General features: G+C 51.1%; 17 protein-coding genes. 6 read left to right on the forward strand and 11 right to left on the reverse strand.

Annotated features, from left to right (window positions below; translation table 11 throughout):
* Positions 1-475: 475 nt before the first annotated feature.
* Together ACKI3C_RS06745 and ACKI3C_RS06750 are read right to left on the reverse strand one after the other, a co-directional pair.
* Positions 476-1,351 carry an alpha/beta hydrolase gene (locus tag ACKI3C_RS06745; RefSeq protein WP_407403340.1) on the reverse strand — a complete coding sequence of 292 codons (876 nt, stop codon included), beginning with the start codon at positions 1,349-1,351 and terminating at the stop codon, positions 476-478.
* Between the two features lie 78 nt (positions 1,352-1,429).
* On the reverse strand, positions 1,430-1,702 hold the full coding sequence (locus tag ACKI3C_RS06750; protein ID WP_407403342.1) for an HU family DNA-binding protein: 273 nt from the start codon (positions 1,700-1,702) through the stop codon (positions 1,430-1,432).
* 201 nt (positions 1,703-1,903) lie between these two features.
* On the opposite strand from ACKI3C_RS06750, the gene ACKI3C_RS06755 reads away from it, so the two are divergent.
* From ACKI3C_RS06755 to ACKI3C_RS06770, 4 genes are all read left to right on the forward strand, one after another.
* On the forward strand, positions 1,904-2,638 hold the full coding sequence (locus ACKI3C_RS06755) for a rhomboid family intramembrane serine protease (protein ID WP_407403344.1): 735 nt from the start codon (positions 1,904-1,906) through the stop codon (positions 2,636-2,638).
* Positions 2,601-3,536, forward strand: coding sequence for a rhomboid family intramembrane serine protease (locus ACKI3C_RS06760; protein ID WP_407403346.1), 936 nt, complete (start codon positions 2,601-2,603; stop codon positions 3,534-3,536). The genes ACKI3C_RS06755 and ACKI3C_RS06760 overlap by 38 nt, the downstream gene beginning before the upstream one ends.
* A 187-nt stretch (positions 3,537-3,723) precedes the next feature.
* The gene (locus ACKI3C_RS06765) at positions 3,724-4,842 is read left to right on the forward strand and encodes an endonuclease/exonuclease/phosphatase family protein (protein ID WP_407403348.1); all 1,119 of its coding nucleotides are present in this window, start codon (positions 3,724-3,726) and stop codon (positions 4,840-4,842) included.
* On the forward strand, positions 4,824-5,972 hold the full coding sequence (locus ACKI3C_RS06770; protein WP_407403350.1) for an endonuclease/exonuclease/phosphatase family protein: 1,149 nt from the start codon (positions 4,824-4,826) through the stop codon (positions 5,970-5,972). The genes ACKI3C_RS06765 and ACKI3C_RS06770 overlap by 19 nt, the downstream gene beginning before the upstream one ends.
* Here the strand turns inward: ACKI3C_RS06770 and ACKI3C_RS06775 are convergent.
* From ACKI3C_RS06775 to ACKI3C_RS06785, 3 genes are all read right to left on the reverse strand, one after another.
* Positions 5,959-7,164 (reverse strand): hypothetical protein, encoded by a 1,206-nt coding sequence (locus ACKI3C_RS06775; protein WP_407403352.1) that lies wholly within the window; start codon positions 7,162-7,164, stop codon positions 5,959-5,961. The two genes, ACKI3C_RS06770 and ACKI3C_RS06775, sit on opposite strands and share 14 nt — an antisense overlap.
* Before the next feature lie 69 nt (positions 7,165-7,233).
* Positions 7,234-8,814 (reverse strand): NAD(P)/FAD-dependent oxidoreductase, encoded by a 1,581-nt coding sequence (locus tag ACKI3C_RS06780; protein WP_407403354.1) that lies wholly within the window; start codon positions 8,812-8,814, stop codon positions 7,234-7,236.
* Positions 8,815-9,018: 204 nt separating this feature from the next.
* The gene (locus ACKI3C_RS06785; protein ID WP_407403357.1) at positions 9,019-10,101 is read right to left on the reverse strand and encodes a redoxin domain-containing protein; all 1,083 of its coding nucleotides are present in this window, start codon (positions 10,099-10,101) and stop codon (positions 9,019-9,021) included.
* A 210-nt stretch (positions 10,102-10,311) separates the two neighbouring features.
* On the opposite strand from ACKI3C_RS06785, the gene ACKI3C_RS06790 reads away from it, so the two are divergent.
* The gene (locus tag ACKI3C_RS06790) at positions 10,312-11,112 is read left to right on the forward strand and encodes a dienelactone hydrolase family protein (protein WP_407403359.1); all 801 of its coding nucleotides are present in this window, start codon (positions 10,312-10,314) and stop codon (positions 11,110-11,112) included.
* A gap of 62 nt (positions 11,113-11,174) precedes the next feature.
* Here ACKI3C_RS06790 and ACKI3C_RS06795 read toward each other — a convergent pair whose 3' ends face one another.
* The 5 genes from ACKI3C_RS06795 to ACKI3C_RS06815 all read right to left on the reverse strand — a co-directional run bounded on the left by ACKI3C_RS06795 (position 11,175) and on the right by ACKI3C_RS06815 (position 16,151).
* Positions 11,175-11,345, reverse strand: coding sequence for a type II toxin-antitoxin system YafQ family toxin (locus ACKI3C_RS06795; protein WP_407403361.1), 171 nt, complete (start codon positions 11,343-11,345; stop codon positions 11,175-11,177).
* A gap of 91 nt (positions 11,346-11,436) precedes the next feature.
* Positions 11,437-11,688: a hypothetical protein gene (locus ACKI3C_RS06800; protein WP_321625825.1), complete on the reverse strand. Its 252-nt coding sequence runs from the start codon at positions 11,686-11,688 to the stop codon at positions 11,437-11,439.
* Between the two features lie 155 nt (positions 11,689-11,843).
* Positions 11,844-13,964 (reverse strand): M3 family metallopeptidase, encoded by a 2,121-nt coding sequence (locus tag ACKI3C_RS06805; RefSeq protein ID WP_407403364.1) that lies wholly within the window; start codon positions 13,962-13,964, stop codon positions 11,844-11,846.
* A 216-nt stretch (positions 13,965-14,180) separates the two neighbouring features.
* Entirely contained in the window at positions 14,181-14,972 is a 792-nt protein-coding gene (locus tag ACKI3C_RS06810) for a glycosyltransferase (RefSeq protein ID WP_407403366.1), read from the reverse strand.
* Between the two features lie 30 nt (positions 14,973-15,002).
* The gene (locus ACKI3C_RS06815; RefSeq protein ID WP_407403368.1) at positions 15,003-16,151 is read right to left on the reverse strand and encodes a glycosyltransferase family 1 protein; all 1,149 of its coding nucleotides are present in this window, start codon (positions 16,149-16,151) and stop codon (positions 15,003-15,005) included.
* 64 nt (positions 16,152-16,215) lie between these two features.
* Here ACKI3C_RS06815 and ACKI3C_RS06820 point away from each other — a divergent pair, with 64 nt between their 5' ends.
* Positions 16,216-17,181: a glycosyltransferase family 2 protein gene (locus tag ACKI3C_RS06820; protein ID WP_407403370.1), complete on the forward strand. Its 966-nt coding sequence runs from the start codon at positions 16,216-16,218 to the stop codon at positions 17,179-17,181.
* Position 17,182: 1 nt separating this feature from the next.
* Here the strand turns inward: ACKI3C_RS06820 and ACKI3C_RS06825 are convergent.
* Positions 17,183-17,660: PD-(D/E)XK nuclease domain-containing protein (locus tag ACKI3C_RS06825; protein WP_407403372.1), on the reverse strand; the 478-nt coding region annotated here is incomplete at its 5' end.

The following is a 17,660-nucleotide window of genomic DNA, read 5'->3' on the forward strand; positions in this document are numbered from 1 at the left end:
TGTCGTGTTGGTGGTTCGTTTGGTTTTATTTGCAGCACTAAATTAAGTGAAATCACCGACATGACAAAATCCTGGGCAACTTTTTGTTGCTCAGGATATTATAAAAATTGTTAACAAAAGTGCTGCGGAATTAAGGATATAAATATCCATCCAGCGACTTCATCCATGTTAATGGCGACGGCAATGCCGTAAAGATGGGAAAGAATCAACGAAATCCATGCCATTATATTGCATAAACGGCGTACGCTCTCGGCAACATCGCCAACAATTTCTTCGGCATCGGTGCCTTTGCCTAGTCAGAACAAAGCGCCGTATGAACGCCTTTCCATTATGTCGTGATTTTCTCCCAAGTTGCTATAATATGCAGTTGGGTGTTGAAATCATTTGCAAAAATAGTAAAAGTAAGCAAAATTAGCAAATAAAAGAATCGTTATTACAAGATAACCGCATCTAAATTCTCGATTTTATCTCTGTTTCAGAAGGTGTGGAGCCAGTCGGATAAGGTGTTGAGCATGAGCTCGTGGTACTTGAAGTTGCCTTTGATGCCAAATCCGTGTCCGCCAGAGGGTACGACGTAGAGCACCGAGGGGACACGGTTGCGTTGCAGGGCTTCGTAGTAGAGCACCGAGTTGAGCACAGGAACGTCGCCATCGTCGTCGGCGTGGATGATATAGGCGCGGGGAGTGTCCTTGTTTACTTGCAACTCGTTGCTGTAGAGTGTGAGCAGTTCTTGTGGTTGTTTCTCGCCCAGCAAGTTGCGTCTTGACCACCAGTGGGTTAAGCCGTCTTTCATTGATATTACCGGATAAAAAAGGATTTGGAAAGCAGGCCTCACGTCGGCCGGAGCGTGTGTTGCTACTGTCGATGCGAGGTGTCCGCCTGCGCTGAATCCCATGATTCCTATCTGGTTGGGGTCGATGTTCCACTCGGCAGCATGCTTCTTGACAAGTCGCATTGCTTGATACACGTCGCTTGCAGGGACGTCATGATGGTCGCACGGCAGGCGGTAGGCAAGAACGATTGTGGCAACCTTCTCGCGCTCAAAGAAAGGCCTCCATAGGTATCCCTCATGTGTTATCGCGAGACCTCCGTAGGCTCCTCCCGGGCATAGTATCACAGCCTTGGTGGGACGCTCGTCTTTCACTGTGTACACGTGCATTTGAGGGTTAAGGTGACGGCTGCGGTCAATGCTTGGGTCGTTATAGTCGATGCCGTTAGAGTTGGGGAAACCGTCGGGCCACAGGTCAACGGTGATTTCGTCGTGACGGAAAACTTCGTCGATGGTACCAGCACTGCCGGTGGAGCAGGCGATAGTCACAAAGATGAGTATCAGAGTATGCTTGAGATTCATATTGCTTGATGAAAAAAGCAAGCCTTGCTCACTTGTGTGTGAGTCAAGGCTTGTTGTAAATTATAGGTGTTTTACCACTTATTTTACCTTCTCAGCGAGTTCCTTACCAGCTTTGAATTTAACAACCTTCTTAGCGGGGATCTCGATCTTCTCCTTTGTAGCGGGGTTAAGACCAGTGCGAGCGGGTTTTTCGTTAACTGCGAATGTACCGAAACCGATGAGGGCAACCTTGTCACCCTTTACGAGAGCCTCTTCAACAGCCTTGAGAGCAGCCTCAAGAGCGTCCTTTGCCTGAACCTTTGTCAACTTTGCCTCAGCAGCAATTGCGTTTACTAATTCTGTCTTGTTCATATTAATAGATTTTAAAAATTAAAATTAGAATTTCAGTATTTTCGGCAAATATATATAAATATCTAGTTTTGACAAAGAAATCATTAAAAAAAATGATAAATTTTGAAAAAAAAGTACTAATTGCGGGTAAAATGCAGTGAAATAAGGAGTTTTTCAGTAAATTTGCAGTCAAATTCAAAATGCGATATGGAGTATAGGAAAATGGGGAATACGTTTCCTCCTGTTACAGCAAATTTGCTTATCATCAATGGCCTGTTGTGGCTGGCAACAATAGTATTCACTAGAATAGGCTTGATAGACCTTGAGCAGTATCTGGGTCTTCACTTCTGGCGTGGCGACGGATTCAATGCTGCCCAGATGATTACTTACATGTTCATGCACGACCAGAGCGGTTTCACGCATTTGTTCTTCAACATGTTCTCGCTGTTCATGTTCGGACGCTTGCTTGAACAGGTGCTGGGAGGCAAGAAGTTCTTGTTTTATTACCTCACTTGCGGACTGGGTGCTGCGCTAGTGCAGCAGCTCGCATGGGAACTGACCTGGCAGAATGAATTTGTCACCAGCATGGCGAATGCTAACCATGTGTCTTTTGATGTGATAAGGAATGCGCTTGCATCGGGCGAGCTCAATGAGTTTGTCAATGAATTTTGCAGCAGTTTTGTCACCGTGGGTGCCAGCGGTGCGGTGTTCGGCATATTGCTTGCTTTCGGTATGCTGTTCCCCAATCTTGAGATGTATATCATTCCCATTCCGTTCCCGTTGAAGGCCAAGTGGGTGGTGATAGGATATGGCGCGCTGGAATTGTTCTTCGGCGTGGCAGGATTGATGAGTGGCGTTGCCCATTTTGCCCACCTGGGAGGTATGCTCTTTGGTTTCATTATTTTAATGTACTGGCGTTATGCTGGCAGGAGGAACGGCAATGGCAATGTGGGATGAGTTGAAACGCCGGTTCAACGAGGGTTCAATGCTCATGCGCCTCATCTATGTGAATGTGGGCGTGTTCCTCGTGGTGCGTCTTGTGGGAATTGTGATGATTTTTGCTGACTGCGACATCGACAGTGTGCTCCACTGGCTTGAAGTGCCTAGTGCATGGATGGATGCATTGCACCGCCCGTGGACAGTGATTACCTATTCTTTTCTGCACTATGAGGTGTTGCACATCCTATTCAACATGTTGTGGCTATACTGGCTGGGTCGCATTTTCATGGAGTATTTCAACGTCAAGCAGCTCATGGCGTTATATATATATGGTGCAATAGGCGGTGCTGTTGTCTATGTGCTTGCAAGCAGTGTCCTTCCGGGGTTGAGAGGCATGGAAGGCTATTTGCTGGGTGCGTCGGCATCGGTATATGCGATAGTTGTGGCAGTGGCTACCTATTCTCCTAATTACCGTATAGGGCTGTTGTTCCTGGGTTCGGTGGCTTTGAAGTGGGTAGTGCTGGCGATGGTTCTCATCGACTTGCTCCAGATGGATGCACTCTCGTCGGGCGGACACATCGCTCACCTGGGTGGTGCGTTAGTGGGATTTCTGTATGCCATGATGATGCGCCGTGGCCATGACATCACGGCACCACTTAACCGCTGCATCGACAAGATTGTGTCGCTGGCATCGCGCCGCAAGAACCCCGGAGTGGGCGGGCCTGTGGGCGGCAGGGCTTATCGTGGTCAGTCGGCACAAGGCACGGCTCGTAACACATCGCAGTCGGCAACAGGCAAGGCTACCGAGAGCGACCTGGACCGGGTGCTCGAGAAAATCAAGCGTTCGGGCTACACTGCTCTCACCGACGAGGAACGTGACTTGCTGTTCTCGTTCTCTCGCAAAGGGAAAAAGTAGTAACTATTTAATGGTATTTTGGGTAATGTCCCCGCGCAGATCTCACTCTCAAAAAGTATTAACAATAGAACCTACCTTAACTGAAAAAAAATATCTCTTTCAGTTATTATTAAATCTGTGTTATCTGTGAAATCTGCGCGGGTAGTCCGCAAAACACATTGGGGTATAGTAACGAAAAGTAAACTAGATGATAAAGAAATATAAGAAAGGGGTAAATGTGACCGTGACCGCACTTGCGGCAGTCGTGGCATTCGTGTTAGTGTTTTCGGCCTACGGCGGATGCATAGACCCCAGGTCATGGACATTGCCGTCGCTGGCAGTGCTGGCGTTTCCCGCAGTTGCTGTTCTCAATGTTGTGTGCCTGGCAGTGTGCCTGCTGCTGCGCAACAGGGTCGCTTCCTTTGTGCTGGGAGGTGCCCTCTTGCTGTCGTTGCCGGCTGTGAGGTGGAACATGCCCATGAGTTGGAGCAGCGCACCCACCGATGAGACGCGTGCGTTCACTGTGATGACATGGAACGTGATTGGATTTGAGCACATGACGAATAATGCAAAGGAGACTACCTTGCAGCATATACTTGACGTGGATGCCGATGTGGTGGTGTTGCAGGAGACATCGCTTGATGGTAATGATTTTACCAAATCCCCTCTTGTAAAAAGACTAAGGGAAAAGTTGGTGAAGGCTTATCCTTACCGCTCAAACCCGCGCGCCGACGTGTGCTTGCTGTCGAAGTTCCCGTTCTCGGTGGTTCCTGAAACCACAATGCGCAACCGCTTGACGTTTGACGTGCCGCACACTTATGGCAAGATATTTGATTTGAATATTAATGGCCATGACCTGCGCATCATTGGTCTTCACATGCAGTCGATAGGTCTAACCAGCGACGACAAGCTGTTGTTCAAAAAAGTGGTTACAGGTCAGGAAGGCGTGCATAGCAAGAACCAGGCCCGCAAGGTGAAACATTCTCTCATAGACAAATTGAGTGGTGCGTTTACGCGTCGTGCCGGTGAGGCCCACACCGTGAGGACTGTTGTGGAAAAGTCGCCCGAGAACCTGATCGTGTGCGGCGACTTCAACGATGTCCCCGGCAGTTACAGCTACCGCACGGTGCGTGGCGACATGAACGATGCCTATATCGATTGTGCAACGTGGCCGGTCAACACATATAACAGCAACGGCTTTTATTACAGGATAGACCACATGTTCTATCGCGGAGGTTTCAAGGCAGTGGCTTCCCGCTGCGACAAAGCAGGTGAGAGCGACCATTATCCCATTATAACTACGTTTGAATGGAAAGACAACGACTAAAAGTGTGGAGAATATTGACGGTCGCTGTCACAGTTCTTGTTGTGGCTGGTTTGTTGATGTCGGCCTACGGCGGATTGCTTGACCCTCGGTCGTGCGGTTACGTTCCTGGTGTGATGGTGTTGCTGCTGCCACTAGTGGGTATTGCCGCCGTGGCGTGGGCAGGCGTTGTGGCCTTGATGCGTCGTTGGTGGCAGACAACTGTGTTGGGACTTGCCTTGTTGCTGTCATTGCCTAGTTTAGGCCGGGTGTGTCCTGTCAACTTGGGCAGTGATTTGTGCGAAAACGACAGCACGTTCACTGTGATGACTTATAATGTTGCTGGTTTCCCGCATTTGTTTACCGAGGATTCCTGCCACGTGATACGCACAATACTTGACATCAATGCCGACGTAGTGCTCATGCAGGAAATGCCGCATACCGACTACGCGATTCACTATGACACGATACGCAGTCCCAAAAACTATTTTGAGGAGCTGAATGCCAAGTTCCCTTATCGCTCTTACTCGCACAAGGATGAAGTGGCCATCATGTCGAAGTATCCCTTTGTCATTGACACCGTGGTGCCGGCAAAAAAAGGATATGACACGGTCATCTATCACAAAGATCTTGACCATTACCCGGCACTGGCGTTTGATGTGGTGATTAACGGGCACAAGGTGCGCCTGTTCAGTGCTCATTTACAAACCTATGGATTGAGCAATGCCGACAAGAGGATTACCGGGACTGATACTGACGGCGACTGTGACGTGATGCAGGGGAGCCGTCTGTATGGCATGAGCTTTGGCGCCAAACTTGACCGGGCATTCTCTATGCGCGCCGATGATGCTGTCAACTTGCGCAATGCCATAGACCGCAGTCCCGAGACGGTGATAGTGTGCGGCGACTTTAACGACGTGCCTGGCAGCTTCTGTTACCGCACCTTGGCGGGTGACGACATGAAGGACGCTTGGACTGAATGCGGATTGGGATATGCCCATACCTACAATGCCCATCGTTTCTACTTCAAGATAGACCACATCCTTTATAGAGGCAACCTACGTGCGGTGGATGCCCGGGTGTATAGTGATGTGCCGCAAACCTACACGTCAAGCGATCATTACCCACACACTGCCACCTTCAAATTCTATTAAACCGAGCAAAGAAATAGCCCATTACGATGCACAAAGCCGTGTAGCAAGGCAGCATGAGTCGGGTGTAGATGCCAAATGCCCCCCACACCGATGTCACGACGGTCACAATGATGGTGAGCAGCATCAGAGTCTCGATGCGCACATCGGCCTTGAACCTGTGCCACCTCACAAATGTGACAATAGCAAAAACCAGTGTGATGAGATAGAGCATTCCTGCCGAAATCTGCAACGACAACGGCTGGCACATCTTGCCTCCATGCGATAGCACAATCTTGGGGTAGAGCTGCCGTGCCGACATGAGTGACTCGTCGCACATGTGCACGAACCACGCCTTGCGGTTGGCCATGAGCACTTCGCGGTTAAGGGCATGGTCGCGCACCATGACCACAGTGTCGGCTTCCCAGATGGGTGACTCCAAGAGTCCTGCCTCATAGAGCTGGGCATTGAGGTTGATGTCGGGCACGCTCGAGGTGGTGAACACGCCATAGCGGGCATTAAACGCAGCGCAATAGCCCACATAGCATGCTGCCACGATAGCAAGTCCCGCCCAGAACGAGACAATGGCGCCGCGGCCGAAGTTCTTGCGGGCAAAGATGAAATATAACACCAGTAGCGGCGCAAAACAGATGAAGAACGGCCTGAGGAACAGCATTACCACATATAATGATGTCATGACCAGGGCATCCTTCACCGTGAATTTCTCCTTGATGCCTTTGACTATGAGCATGAACAGCAGCACCACGCACGACAGCGACAGCGACTCGGTCATGATCATGAGCACATAGTGTACCACTGCAATGTTCCATGCGTAGAGAGCAACGACGATAAAGGCAACAACATTGTGCTCACTGAATATCATCTGTGCGGTCTTATATAACCACTTGACTGACACGACAAACACCACTGCTTGCAGCAACGCTATCAGATACATTCCGGCATTGCCTAGATACAAAGCCAAGTGGCATATCACAGGGTAAACGGGTGTGCGCGCTTGGTCGATGTCGCCAGCGAAGAAGCGTTCTCCGGCGTGGATGTAGGTGTCGCTATCGACGGGCACGGTGCTGATGTGGAACCCGCCTAGCACAAGAAGAAACAGCATCACCAGCACACTGCCTGCTTGCAGCACTCGCAACCGCTTGTTGTCGCTTGCCGTATTCATCACTTGCCACAGTTTGTTTGCTAGTTTATACATTTCTGCTTTGCTTTTTTCTGATTAAGAATAACGCCCGTACACTCGCTGCCTGGCGGTGTAAAGGCGTGTTTAGTTGGATTTTGTCTCGTGGTATTCCTGCTCGGTGTTCACGTTCCATATCTCGTCGCGTGAGGCCTTGTTGTCCAGCACTGCATCCACGGCGCGCATGGCTGTGAGCATTGAGTGGTCCATGTTGTTGTAGCGGTGCTGACCGTTGCGGCCTATGCAGTACAGGTTGGGGATGGTGTCGAGATAGTCGCGCAGCACGTCGAGCTGCTTGTAAGTGCCGAAGTAGGCCGGGTAGGCTTTCTTTACCTTGTGCACGGTGGAGTCGATAATCTCGTCCACGTTGTCGATAGCGCCTATCTTGGCAAGCTCGCTTGCAGCAAGTTGCTTGAAGGCGTCCTCGCTCATGTTCCACAGGTCGTCGCCCTCGTTGCAGAAGTATTCCATTCCTATCCACATCGTGCCCTTGTAGTCCTTGATGAGATAAGGCGACCAGTTGTTGAAAATCTGCATTCGTCCCACCTTGACGTCGGGTTCCTGGATGTAGATCCAGGTGTCGGGGATGCGGTTGTCAACGGTCTTTATCTTGGTCTTGTTGACGAAGTTGAGCTTCTTCACGAGCAAGCCTGCGGTGATGAAGTCGCGATAGGGGAGTCCGGAAGCAACCTCGGCCACGGGAGCGGGAACCTCGGCGCCGTGCATCGCTGCCACGAGATCCTTGAGGGGCATCGATGAGAACACGCTGTCGCATGCTATTGTCTCTCGCTCGCCATGGGCGTTGATCACCTCTACGCTGTCCACCTTCTTATCGGTCGTGAGGTTGATGCCCACAACCTTGGTGTTAAGGCTCACGGTTCCGCCCATCGTCTCAATGTCTTGTGCCACACATTCCCACAGCTGGCCAGGTCCCAGTTTGGGATATATGAATTGCTCGATGAGCGATGTCTCCACCTTGCGCTGGTTGATGTGCAGCGTCTTCTGCAACATGTCCTTGATGATGGCTACGATCGACAGTCCCTTGACACGCTGGCTGCCCCAGTCGGCTCCTAGCTGTGATGGGTGCAGTCCCCACACTTTCTCGGTGTAGTTCTCGAAGAACATGCTGTATAGCGGTTTGCCGAAGCGGTTGATGTAAAAATCTTCGAGAGAGTTTTCCTTGCGAGGAAACAGCATAGCCTTGACATATCCCACACCCACTTTGAAGGTGTTGGCCAGTCCCATGCCGCGCAAGGTCTTGGCGCTCAATGACACTGGGTAGTCAAAGAAGAAACGCGAGTAAAGGATGCGCGACACGCGCGTGCGCAGCAGCATCACTCGGTAATCGTCGTCGGCATTGGGGCCTCCGGGGTTGAGTGGCTTGTCGATGCCGAGCATCATGTCATCGACCGACGGCGTGCCTTGCAAGGGCATGATATTGTCCCAGAAGTCTTGCACCTCTTTCACTTTTGTGAAGAATCGGTGTCCTCCCAGGTCCATCAGGTTGCCTTTGTAGTTAAGCGTTTTAGCGATGCCGCCCACTTGGTCGCATTCCTCAAGCACAATCACCTTGTAGCCGTCATGGGCGAGCAAGCGATAAGCTGCCGTGAGCCCCGCCGGGCCACCGCCTATGATTACTATGGTTTTATTTGTACCTTGAATTGACATGAATTTCCTTTTAATTTACAAAGATAAAAATAAAATCGCAAACCATGAAAAATATTGTCATTTTTTTTACTTTCAAGTGATTTGCGTTATTCTTGCGTTATTCTCGTTACTAACGTCATTCTCGTCATTCACGATAGTAACGAGAAAAAAAACATCAAGCACATGCCGTTGCTTGTGCTTGATGTAGAGATGTGTCGTTATTTATCAGAGGTATTTCTGGACTGTTGCTTTGAGGTTGTTGCCGTCTTCTACTCTCTGCACGATTTCGCCGTTCTTGATGATGAATGTGGTGGGGACACCGGCCACAGCGTAGGCACCCACGCATGTAGCATACTCTCCCTTTGGCTCATACACGGTGATCCAGGGCAGGCTACGTGCAGCTTCGTGCCAAGTCACGTTGTCGGGGTCAAGGCTCACCTGGTAGATTTCCAGGCCTCTGCTCTTGTTGGCGGTGTAGATATCGTTGAGCAGTTTGTTGTAAACAGGAGAGAAGTCGGCGTCATAGATGGTGAAGTTGAGCAGCACCACGCTATGTTGCTTGGTCACCTCTGAAAGTTTGTAGTTCTTGCCGGTGTAGTCGTTCAGCTCGATGTCGATGAGAGCGGCCTCGGTTGCCTGGATAGTGTCGGATGGAGCCGATGCTGCACGGCGACGCTGTTGTCCTGCCAGAAGCACGTTCACAAGATACTCGGTGCGCGGGTCGTTGGGACGGAATGAGTTGAAAGAGTTTGCCACGGCGCCGATGATGCGCAGGTCGGAATCATCGAGCGGGTCAAACAACGGGCGGCCGTTAATGTTTTTGTTGATAACATAATAGGCAACGATGCCTGCGGGGTCAACGATGATTTCCTTGGCCAACTTGTCCTTGAAAGCCTTGATTTGGGCAGGCGATGCATTGCTCGAGAGACCTTGTGCTTCCTTGTCGATTTTCATGATCTGCTCGGCATGGTCGCTTCCGCTCAAAGTGAAGTCGGTGTCAAAGGCATTGAATTTAGTGTTGATGGTGAGGTGGTCAAGGCTGTCGATGGGGAAGTAAACGGCCTTCTCGCCCATGCGCAGGCGGTAAATGTTGGGGTAGGCAGGAGCTTCAGCGCTCACGCTGAACTCGCCGTCGCTATCCACGGTGATTGTGTCAAGACCTATCCACATGCCATTGCTTGATTCCTCAAGAATGAGTTTCACGCTATCGGTTGCGCCTTCAACCTTGCCTTCAACCTTGAACTGGTTGCCTGTGCACGAGCACAGCATGGCCACTGCAATTAATGCTAAATATAAATATCTTTTCATTTGTTTAGAGTTTTCTTGAAAATTTTTCGGTTGCGAAATTACAAAAAATCTTGCAACTACACAAAGTTTCTACATTATAGTTTAGAAAAACACGCGTCAACGTGTGATGCAAAGTTGAGCCCGTTAACGTTTTTTGTATCTCATTTTGGGGTAGGTATAAGCGTAAATGCCTAAATTTGCGACGTGATAATAACTGAAATATCCAATTTGATGAAACGAATATACATTTTTTTCCTTCTTATAGTCCTCTGCGTTAGCAGTTGGGCGGCAGGCAACATGCAGTCGCACGGCAGCATTTCGGGCGGCGGTTACCACTTCTGGATTTATACCCCCGACAACTACGACACCAATCAGCCCACACCGGTGATTCTGTTCCTTCATGGCCGTTCGCTATGCGGGCACGACCTTAATCGAGTGCTGCGTTATGGCACCCTCGATGCTATCAATAAGGGGCTTGCCCTCCCCGCTATTGTGCTTGCTCCCCAAAATCCAGGCGAGGCATGGAACCCTGCCAAGCTGATGGCCATTATCGAGTGGACCGAGCAGCATTACAATGTGGATAAGACCCGAATTTATGCCCTGGGCATGAGCTTGGGCGGATATGGCACGATGGATTTTGCAGGTACTTACCCCGACAAGATTGCCGCTGCCATGGCATTGTGCGGCGGATGTTACCTTAAAGACATGAGCGGTCTGGGTGAACTCCCGTTCTGGATTATCCATGGCACAGCCGACCGTGCCGTGGGCATCAACGAGTCAAAGAAAGTGGTTTCTTATCTGCAAAGTGCTGGCAAGACCAAGCAATTAAGGTTTGACTGGCTCCCTGGTGCATCACACGGAGCCCTGGCGCGTGCTTTCTATCTCAAGGACACCTACGACTGGCTGTTTGCCCACACCCTTGCCGATCCCGGACGCCCCGTGGAACGAATGATTGACATCGACAACGATATCCTCAAACAGGCATATAGCGAGCTGCGTGAACTCAAAGCACTTGTCGATGAGGGTGACTAATTTCGCATACAACCATCTTTGGGGCTGCCATGCCTGGTAGTTCCGCTTTCTGATAGTATCAGTTATTTAAATAACTCAGAGTGAGACCCAAGTCTCACTAGTTCTATCACATCACCATTGAACCATATTAACAGGAAATCTCCTTTAATATGGCACTCCATGCAGTTCTTATAATCACCTATAAGTTTATGTGGCCGATATGTCGCGGGTAATTCCTCTTCATGGGATAACATGTTGATAACCTTTGATAAAGCCTTGATTTAACTGGGTCGTTTTGATATTTCTTTAGATCTTTCTTGAATTGTGTTGAAGGAAAAATCTTTTTCATTTCACGCCTAATTTACTTAGCATTTCTTCAGCCGTATCATACAGTTCAGTTGGCTTGTATTCTGTTCGTTCTTCGGCAGCCTTGAGCGCTGCTGCTGTCACCTCATTTGGCTCTTCGCTACTACATGCTTTGAGTAAAACACTCTCGACATAGTTGTTCAGTGCCCTATTCTCTGTTTTTGCAAGAACTTTAAGTTTCTCGAGTAAGTCCTCACGTAACCTGAAAGATACTTGTTTTCGTGTTGTCATATTTTTGATATTGTTTAGACTGCAAAAGTAATATAATTGTATCACATTTGCAATACAATTATGTTTTTCTTGTAAAAAACAAAGAGTGTATCACATTGAAGTGACACACTCTTTATGTTAACCGGAGATATACTTGATGTTTCTCGATTGTTGTTTTACTTCAGACCGCGGTTGCGGAGCAGTGCGTCGGCGTTGGGCTCGTGGCCACGGAACTTCTTGTAGAGCACCATGGGGTCATCGGTGTCGCCAGCCTCAAGGATGAAGTGACGGTAGTCGTCGGCAGCCTGCTGGCTGAATGCGCCTTCGGTCTTGAAGCGCTCCCAGCCGTCGGCCTCAAGCACCTGTGCCCACAGGTAAGTGTAATAGCCGCAGCTATACTGGTCGTTGTCGAAGATGTGCTTGAAGTAGGGGCTGCGATAGCGGAACTGTACCTCCTCGGGCATGTGCAGGCGGCGAGCCACAGAACGCTCAAACTTCTTCACGTCGATGTCGCCGCACCAGTTGAGCTTGTGCCACTCGATGTCGAGCAATGCTGCGCCCACGAGCTCGGTGGTCATGAAACCCTGGTTGAATTTAGATGACTCCTGGATCTTATCTACGAGTTCCTGGGGAATCACCTCGCCGGTCTTGTAGTGGCGGGCATAGTTTTTCATCACCTCGGGTACCCAAGCCCAATGCTCGTTGATCTGTGAGGGCAACTCCACTAGGTCACGGTCCACGTTGGTGCCTGAAAGACCGCGGAAAGGAGCTTGTGTGAGCATGCCGTGCAGTGCATGGCCAAACTCATGGAACATGGTCTCAACCTGGTCGATAGTAAGCAGTGAGGGGGTCTCGGCTGTGGGAGGTGTGAAACTTCCCACGTTGTAGATGATGGGGCGCTCGCTATGACCATTGTAGTTATACTCTGACGCCATCTCGCTCATCCATGCGCCTTGGGCCTTGGTGGGACGGGGGAAGTAGTCGGTCATGAACACTGCCAGGTGCTTGCCCTGCGCGTCCTTGACGTCATAGACGGTTACCTCGGGATTGTACTTGGGGGCATCTTTGAGCTCGGTGAAAGTGATGCCGTAGAGTTTGTTTGCAGCCCAGAAGACACCGTTCTTGAGCACGCTGTTAACTTCGAAATAAGGACGAACCTCTTCCTCGTTGAAGTTGAACTTCTGTTCCTTCACCTTGGCTGCGTAATAGTAGTAGTCATAGGGTGCAATCTTGAAGTTGCCGCCGTGAGCGTCGGCATAGGCCTGCATGTCTTTGACTTCTTCCTTCACCTTGGCGATAGCGGGTACGAAGAGCTGCATGAGCAGGTCCTCGGCTGCCTCAACGGTGTGAGCCATCACGGGGTCAACTGCATAGTCGGCAAACGACTCAAATCCCAGCAGCTGTGCCTTGCGCTGGCGCAGCTTGATGAGTTGGTTGATGTTGCTTGAGTTGTTGCGCTCGTTGTCGCGGCTTGCGGTGTTAGTGTAGGTCTCATACATCTCGCGGCGCAGGTCGCGGTCGTCGGCGCTACCCAGCACGTCGAGACGAGTAGAAGCACTTGCGGTGAACGCCCACTTGGCGGGCTGACCCTTCTCGGTGGCCAGACGTTTTGCGTCCTCGACGGTATTCTTTGCAAGTCCGTTCAGGCGGGACTCGTTGTCAACCCAGATGATGCTCTCGGCGATTTCCTTCATCACGTTGTTAGTGAATTTGAGCGATATCTCCGACTGTTTCTTGTTGATTTCTTTGAGTTCGTTCTTCTGTTCTGTGCCGAGGAGTGCACCGTTGCGCACCATGCGCTTGTAGTACTTCTCGGTGAGGCGTTTCTGCACAGGTGTGAGTCCCAGGGCATCGGCGTTGTCATATACCTGCTTGATGCGTGCAAAGAGGCCTTCGTTCATGTAAACGTCATCGTTTTGTGCAGTCATCAAGGGCATGAATTCCTCGGCGATAGCGTGCATCTCGGGGGTGTTGTCACTCTCAACGAGAGCCATGAACACATAAGAAACCTTGTTCAGGGTCTCACCGCTGTTGTCGAGCGCGAGGACTGTGTTCTCAAAGTTGGGCTGTTCCTTGCATGCCACGATGTCGGCAATCTCCTTGTTCTGCTGCTCGATGCCGGCCTTGAGGGCGGGCATGTAGTGCTCATACTTAATCTTGTCAAACGGCGGAATACCATACTTGGTGGTGTAGGCCGTGAGGAAAGGATTGGTTTGTTTCACGTTTTTCTTGCTTGCTGCACTGGCCGCACCGTTCAAGCACAGCACCGCCAGCATGATTAATACAATCTTTTTCATATTATTATTGTTTGTTTGTTGTCGGTAACGATGGGTTAATGTTCCCACCTGAAATAAACTGCAAAGATAGTGATTTTTTTACGAAAGACGAAAAACGAAACTTCCCGACCGACTTCCCCTACAGAGTTACTAGTTTTTTCTCTCGGGGAACTCGGGGAGGATATAATAAAGTGAAAAAAATCCCTTATTTCTGCTTAATCTGTGGCTGCGACTGGGTCACAGGTGTTTCCTGATGTAGAGGATGCCGGCTGTCATGTTGCTGATGGCATGTAACAGTGGCACGCCGTGGTCGCGGTGCAGGCGATAGGAGATGAGAAACACGCGCGGAATCATCGTCCAGGGATAGTCGATGTAAAGGAATGCGCCGCGGGCTTTGAGTGTGCCCGCCTCGCCCACGCGCGTTGATGATGTGGTGAGCCCGTTGTGCGTGACGGCGTAGGCAGGGTAGTATTCGCATTTCAGTCCTGCTGCGATGGCATCGTGGATAAACACTTCTTCCTCACCGCAATGCAGCACAGGTGCCCCCAGGCCGAACAACTCGTTGAACGCTAGCTTGCCCTGCACGCTGCTGCGCCTGAATGCTATCTCAAACGAGGTGACATGGTAGTTCTTGGCAGGCTGCGCCAGGTTGAAATTTTTCTCGGGATAGGCGGTGTGTGTGCCGTGGGCCTTGAATGTGGCGATGTCGAGCTGGCGGTGTGTGGCGAAGATGAGTGCCACGGCAGTGAGATCTTCGTGGGTGTAGGTGCAGTCGTCGTCGGCAATCATGCACACGTCGGCAGTAGCGTGCTTGATGCAGTTGTTGCGGTTGCGGCTCAACCCGCGCCCCTGCAGGTGTAGCACTGTCACGTCATCGCGAAGCAACGCCTGGGGCACAGACTCCATGGCCGAGCCGTCGCTGTGCTGCCACGACACCAGGTAGCTGATGCCGTCGCGCGGCTCCAGCAACATCGATGGAATCCTCTCAATGCCGTTGTCAAGTGTCGATATGAGCAGTTGCAGTGTCATGTATTACAGTTAGTTGTCTTAAAAGTGCCATCAAAGGGACAGTCCCTTTGATGGCACTTTTGATGCTATTATCTGCTGCCAGAAGTCGAGGTAGCGTTGTGCCACGACAGCTGCAGCGTTGTGCTTCTCCACAAACTCGCGGCTGCTGCGGCTCATCAGCGGCAACAGGTGCTTGTTGTCTATTATCCAGTTGAGCTTGGCCTCGATGTCGCCGTCAACGAGAGGGTTGACGTTGATAACGGGCTGGTTCTCGGTTTCGCCTATCAGCTCGTAATACTCGGGCTCGGCTCCGCTCACCGCCACTAGCCCTTGCGCCATTGCAAGCAACGCGTTGGTGGCAGGGGTGTAGCTGTATAGTTGGTCGAGCAGCACGTGGCTCGAACGCATCATGCCGATGTACTCGCTGTAAGGGACGCGTGTGGCAACGGCCATTTCACATTCGTCGGGACGCTGGGCACACACTTTTTTCAGTGCTTCGTGCATGCGGTCGGTGCCCTTGATCACGGTGCGGTCGGGCTGTATGCCTATGAAGAACTTCACCTTGCGAGGCGGCTCGGCCAGTTCGCGCATGGCTATTTCGCTGGTGTTGATGGGTATGCCTGCGTGTATCACGCGGTCGCCCAGCACGGGACGATAGGCAGCATAGTATTCCCACAGGCATGCCACGACGCCATCGATGTGGTCGATCACATAGTCGCTGTATTGCTTCATGAAGGGCTTGCCCCAGTTGTCCTGCTGCTGCGCCTGGTATTCGGGCGAGTTGACGTAGGGCGAGGGCTGGTCGCCCAGGCGGTAGTCGCTGTAGCGGAAGGTGTGGCCGTCGTGGCAGGCGTCGTAATAGACGCGGTCGGTTGCCAGCGCCGAGAGCACCACATGGCCGTTGTGACGCTTGAGGTAGTCGAGCACCCAGCGCACCTTGGCTGGCTTGAGGTCAAGGAAAATCTGCCCTGCCAGCTGCACCACGTCAAACCCCCGCATCGAGGGCAGGGCGCGCATGATGTCGAGCACATAGCGCACTGCTCCCAGCGTGCCGGGACGTCGCAGCAAGTTGATGTCGCGGCGGGTGTCCATCCACGTCGATCCGTTGGATGCCACCACCGCTTCGTGCCCCAAGCGCCTGACCGAATCGGCCAGGCAGTTGTGCATATTGCTTGCGTCGCCCACAAATAATACCTTCATAATGTTGCAAAATTAGTCCATTTTTTGCACACTCGCAAAAAATGTAGTACTTTTACACGAATTTATGCAAACTATCTCGATAATAATACCCGTGTACAACCGCGCCCACATCGTGGAGCGCACCCTTGGCTCGGTACTCGCGCAGAGTCACCGGCCGTTGCAGGTCGTGCTTGTGGATAACGATTCCAGCGACGACTCGCTGGCGGTGCTGCAAGGGTTTGCACAGGATAATAACACTGATGATTTTCAGGTGAAGGTTGTTACCGAGTCGCATCACACAGCCGGCGCGGCCCGCAACAGGGGAGCGAAGGAGGCGACGGGCGAATGGCTTGTGTTCTTCGACAGCGACGACGAGATGCATCCCGCGCTGGTGGCCGACTATCTTGCCGCCATAGAGCAGGCTGGGGGAGATGTTGATATTGTCTCGACAGGGGCAACCTTGCGATTCCCCGACGGGACTACTCGCGCACTGCCGTTCCACATGAGCGACATCATGGCGGTGCAAATGCTTCACAGCCAGCTTGCCACACAGCGATATGCAGTGCGCAAGGCTTTCTTCGAAAAATGTGGCGAGTGGAACCCCGAACTGCCAGTGTGGAACGACTGGGAGCTGGGAGTGAGGCTGCTGCTGGCTGAACCTCGCATGGCCTACATGGGTAATGAGCGAGTTTTTGTCAACCACAGCGGCGAAGCTAGCATCACCGGCAACAGTTTTAGTGCCAAGGCTGGCCAATGGGAGCATGTTATGGATGTGGTTGAGGAGGAACTGTCAGCTTCCTCTCATCCCGAGGCTACTCGCTTGAAACGATTGCTTGAGTTCAAGCGCGTCACCCTTGCTGCTCAATATCAGCGAGAGGGTTTGCAAGAGCAGTCACAGGAATTGTGCAAGGGAGCATATAGTCGTCTTTGCGACAGTTACAGCAATAGCCTCAAATGGCGTGTGATAGTTGCTCCCATCGTGCGCACACTCTTTGCTCGCATCGTCAACGGCAAACGAGGCTCGGCAATCATCGCCCGCAAATTACTGTGAGTTATGCTTGCTTTTCTATGATGCAATCTTCGATATTGCGTGTTTCGCGTGAGATGTTTAAGCCGATGCGGAAGATTTGTTGGCCCGTGAGTTCAAAGGGTAGGGTATAGTCCTTGCTCTTGATTTGGTCAATGGCATCTTGTGCCGAGCCGTCAAATTTGAATTCGATGACGTAGCAGAATTTTGGAGTTTGCAGCACCATGTCGATGCGACCATAACTAGTGCGATATTCAGCCTGGACATACATGCCTAAGAGTTTGTGCAACAGCCACACCTGGTTTTGGTAGTGATTTTCTAAATCTTTGATAAGCTCGTAAGGGGTATCGGCAAACAGAGCCCTCATGCGCAGCACAAACTGGTCAACGTTACCTTGCCTCAAGTCATTTATATAGTTCCGATAGTCAAATGTTGAGTTCGGTTCGTTCTTTTGGATGTAGTATGGTATAAGGAATTTGACGAAACCGTCTTGCACCTCCTTG

The sequence above is a fragment of the Sodaliphilus sp. genome (assembly GCF_045598405.1).
GTDB lineage: Bacteria > Bacteroidota > Bacteroidia > Bacteroidales > Muribaculaceae > Sodaliphilus > Sodaliphilus limicaballi.

Bases quoted from the DNA above. Each gene is read 5' to 3' on its own strand.
- ACKI3C_RS06745 (WP_407403340.1), bottom strand. From the start codon at position 1,351: ATGAATCTCAAGCATACTCTGATACTCATCTTTGTGACTATCGCCTGC.
- ACKI3C_RS06750 (WP_407403342.1), bottom strand. From the start codon at position 1,702: ATGAACAAGACAGAATTAGTAAACGCAATTGCTGCTGAGGCAAAGTTG.
- ACKI3C_RS06755 (WP_407403344.1), top strand. From the start codon at position 1,904: ATGGGGAATACGTTTCCTCCTGTTACAGCAAATTTGCTTATCATCAAT.
- ACKI3C_RS06760 (WP_407403346.1), top strand. From the start codon at position 2,601: ATGCTGGCAGGAGGAACGGCAATGGCAATGTGGGATGAGTTGAAACGC.
- ACKI3C_RS06765 (WP_407403348.1), top strand. From the start codon at position 3,724: ATGATAAAGAAATATAAGAAAGGGGTAAATGTGACCGTGACCGCACTT.
- ACKI3C_RS06770 (WP_407403350.1), top strand. From the start codon at position 4,824: ATGGAAAGACAACGACTAAAAGTGTGGAGAATATTGACGGTCGCTGTC.
- ACKI3C_RS06775 (WP_407403352.1), bottom strand. From the start codon at position 7,164: ATGTATAAACTAGCAAACAAACTGTGGCAAGTGATGAATACGGCAAGC.
- ACKI3C_RS06780 (WP_407403354.1), bottom strand. From the start codon at position 8,814: ATGTCAATTCAAGGTACAAATAAAACCATAGTAATCATAGGCGGTGGC.
- ACKI3C_RS06785 (WP_407403357.1), bottom strand. From the start codon at position 10,101: ATGAAAAGATATTTATATTTAGCATTAATTGCAGTGGCCATGCTGTGC.
- ACKI3C_RS06790 (WP_407403359.1), top strand. From the start codon at position 10,312: ATGAAACGAATATACATTTTTTTCCTTCTTATAGTCCTCTGCGTTAGC.
- ACKI3C_RS06795 (WP_407403361.1), bottom strand. From the start codon at position 11,345: ATGTTATCCCATGAAGAGGAATTACCCGCGACATATCGGCCACATAAA.
- ACKI3C_RS06800 (WP_321625825.1), bottom strand. From the start codon at position 11,688: ATGACAACACGAAAACAAGTATCTTTCAGGTTACGTGAGGACTTACTC.
- ACKI3C_RS06805 (WP_407403364.1), bottom strand. From the start codon at position 13,964: ATGAAAAAGATTGTATTAATCATGCTGGCGGTGCTGTGCTTGAACGGT.
- ACKI3C_RS06810 (WP_407403366.1), bottom strand. From the start codon at position 14,972: ATGACACTGCAACTGCTCATATCGACACTTGACAACGGCATTGAGAGG.
- ACKI3C_RS06815 (WP_407403368.1), bottom strand. From the start codon at position 16,151: ATGAAGGTATTATTTGTGGGCGACGCAAGCAATATGCACAACTGCCTG.
- ACKI3C_RS06820 (WP_407403370.1), top strand. From the start codon at position 16,216: ATGCAAACTATCTCGATAATAATACCCGTGTACAACCGCGCCCACATC.